Annotated in this window: 3 protein-coding genes; 1 reads left to right on the top strand and 2 read right to left on the bottom strand. The window is 69.6% G+C overall.

Annotated elements, in window-relative coordinates; genetic code table 11:
- Positions 1-224 precede the first annotated feature (224 nt).
- Both ACJJVL_RS03565 and ACJJVL_RS03560 read right to left on the bottom strand, forming a co-directional pair.
- Positions 225-1,013 (bottom strand): alpha/beta hydrolase, encoded by a 789-nt coding sequence (locus ACJJVL_RS03565; protein ID WP_405216941.1) that lies wholly within the window; start codon positions 1,011-1,013, stop codon positions 225-227.
- A complete protein-coding gene (locus tag ACJJVL_RS03560) occupies positions 1,010-1,300 on the bottom strand; it encodes a DUF1905 domain-containing protein (RefSeq protein ID WP_405216940.1) in 291 nt (96 codons plus the stop codon). The genes ACJJVL_RS03565 and ACJJVL_RS03560 overlap by 4 nt, the downstream gene beginning before the upstream one ends.
- 68 nt (positions 1,301-1,368) lie before the next feature.
- Between ACJJVL_RS03560 and ACJJVL_RS03555 the strand changes: the two genes are divergently transcribed.
- The gene (locus ACJJVL_RS03555) at positions 1,369-2,025 is read left to right on the top strand and encodes a TetR/AcrR family transcriptional regulator (RefSeq protein ID WP_405216939.1); all 657 of its coding nucleotides are present in this window, start codon (positions 1,369-1,371) and stop codon (positions 2,023-2,025) included.
- Positions 2,026-2,274 lie beyond the last annotated feature (249 nt).

Genomic DNA, 2,274 nt, shown 5'->3' with positions numbered 1-2,274 from the left:
CGTCGACTACTACGACCACCGCAACCCCGACCAGATCAAACGACGCGCGCTCCGCAGCCTGCGCGGCCTCGGCTACGACGTCGACCTCACACCAGCAGCCGCATAGCTCACGTCACTTTCCTAGGAGACCGGAACGCACCATCGACAACCGGCCTCGTGACCGTCGCGACCCTCCGGGCCGCGACCTCCTCGACCTACGAGACCTACGGAACCTTCGTCAGGCCTTACCTTCCCGCTCCGGCCAGCTGCGCGATCGCCGTCGCCATCGGCCCCGGCTCCCAGTCGTGCATCGCACCGGGCATCACGCGCATCGTCGCGCTCGGGATGGCCGCGGCGATCGCTTCGGCGCTCTCCGTCATGCCCGGGAACGTCTGCTCGCCCACCATCACGAGCACCGGCACGGCGATGCTGGCGTAGCGCTCCGCCGCCGGCACCTCCTCGGCCCACGCGAGCGAGCGCGCGTCGGCTCGGTAGCTGCGACTGCCCACCACGATCTGCGGCCAGGCGGGATCCTGCATCGCCCCCTCCAGGAACTCTGGCGGCATGTCGCGCATGTACTCCTTCTGCGCTGCCTCGAAGTCGCCGACGTCGAGGTGCGCGAGGAAGTCGGCTTCGAACTGCGCGCCGCCGCTGTCGAACTGCCCGATCGGAGCCTCCCAGAGCGCGAGCGCGGTCACCGCCAGCCCGGCCTCGGCGGCGGCGAGGGCGATGGAGCACCCTGACGAGTGACCGACCAGCACGGCGGAACCACCCACCGCATCGATCGCCGCGGCGATCGCCGCGAACTCTCGATCGAGCGTCAGATCGCCCTCTGCCTGGCTGTCGCCGCGACCGAGCCGGTCGTAGACCAGGGTCTGCACACCCTGCTCCGCCGCGACCTTGGCCGTCTCTGTCGTCGTGGTATCCATCGCGCGGAACGGCCCGGCGCCCGCGATGAACACGACACCGGGCCCGTCGCCATAGCGATCGAAACCAATGCGGTCCCCAGCGCTCGTCTGCGCATACTCCGTCATCGCGTGCCCTCCGAGTGTGGTGCGAGCAGCACGGCGACACGCTCACCGGCACCCTTGCCGAGCGTTCGCACGATCGCTTGCTTCAGCGGCAGCATGTGCGTCCCACCGCCCAAAGGGAGCAGCGTCGCCTGGATGGGAACGTCGTCGACCGTGCCCACGACGCGAACCGCCTTGCCCGTGCCGAACGCCTCCTTCGACCCGGGCAGCGCCACGTACGTCCATCCGCCCTTGTGCTCGTCGCGCACAATCGTCGCCTCGATCGCAATCGCGCTGTCTGTCGTCGTCATCGTCGACCCCTCTGGCACCCGCTCAGTCTCGGATCGCCTGGGCACAAACTAGACGGTACAGTTCACGTATGTCAACGTCCGCACGGCGGCCCGAGCCCACGGCCCCACCCGGTCGCACCGAGCGCATCCGCGCGGCCATCCTGGCCGCTGCGGAGCAGGTGTTCCTGCGCGACGGCTTCGTCGGAGCCAGCATGGATGACGTCGCTCGGCTCGCGGGCTCGTCGAAGCAGACCGTCTACAAGCACTTCGGCAGCAAGGAGGCGCTATTCATCGATCTCGTCACCTCGATGACCGCGACCACGGGCGACCCGGTCGGGCATGAGGCGGCGGATGCGTCGGGCGAGCCCGCGGTGAATCTCACGGCACTCGCGATCGAGATGCTGGACGCGGTGCTGACACCACGGATCCTGCGCCTGCGACGACTGGTGATCGGCGAGGCCAACCGGTTCCCCGAGCTCGGCAAGGCGCTCTTCGAGCACGGGCCCGCGAGGGCCATCGCTGGCGTCGAGCGGCGTCTCGCGACCTGGATCGAAGCCGGCACGTTGCCGCAGCACGAGACGGGCACCGCGGCAGAGCACTTCAACTGGCTCGTGATGGGCGCCCCGCTCAACTCGGCGATGCTGCTGGGCGACGACGCCATCTTCTCCTCCACGCAGCGGCAAGCGCACGCGAAGACGGCCGTCGCTGCGCTGCTCCGCTCGATCGGCGCGTCAGCGCCGCCGTGAGCCGAGCAGCAGGAACGCGCGGCGCGGGCCCGCCCCGCAGGTCGAGGAACGGGCGCCGCAGGCGCACGTGTCACGAGCTTGGCGGGGCGCCCTGCGGGCGCCGCTTTGGATGGGCGAAAGTGGGGCTATGGCTGGGTCTGGTGGCGGGCCATGCTGGGTGTGCTGCGGTCGACGCCGGTCGGTCTTAGTGCTTGTGAGCCTGTTCACGAGCTTGGCGTGGAGGGCTTCCACGGGGACCGTGGATTGGTG

The organism is Agrococcus sp. Ld7, from assembly GCF_045064095.1.
Taxonomy (GTDB): domain Bacteria; phylum Actinomycetota; class Actinomycetes; order Actinomycetales; family Microbacteriaceae; genus Agrococcus.
This window is presented reverse-complemented; position numbering and strand designations above follow the sequence as displayed.

Coding starts and splice junctions, on each gene's coding strand:
- ACJJVL_RS03565 (WP_405216941.1), bottom strand. CDS start 1,013: ATGACGGAGTATGCGCAGACGAGCGCTGGGGACCGCATTGGTTTCGAT.
- ACJJVL_RS03560 (WP_405216940.1), bottom strand. CDS start 1,300: ATGACGACGACAGACAGCGCGATTGCGATCGAGGCGACGATTGTGCGC.
- ACJJVL_RS03555 (WP_405216939.1), top strand. CDS start 1,369: ATGTCAACGTCCGCACGGCGGCCCGAGCCCACGGCCCCACCCGGTCGC.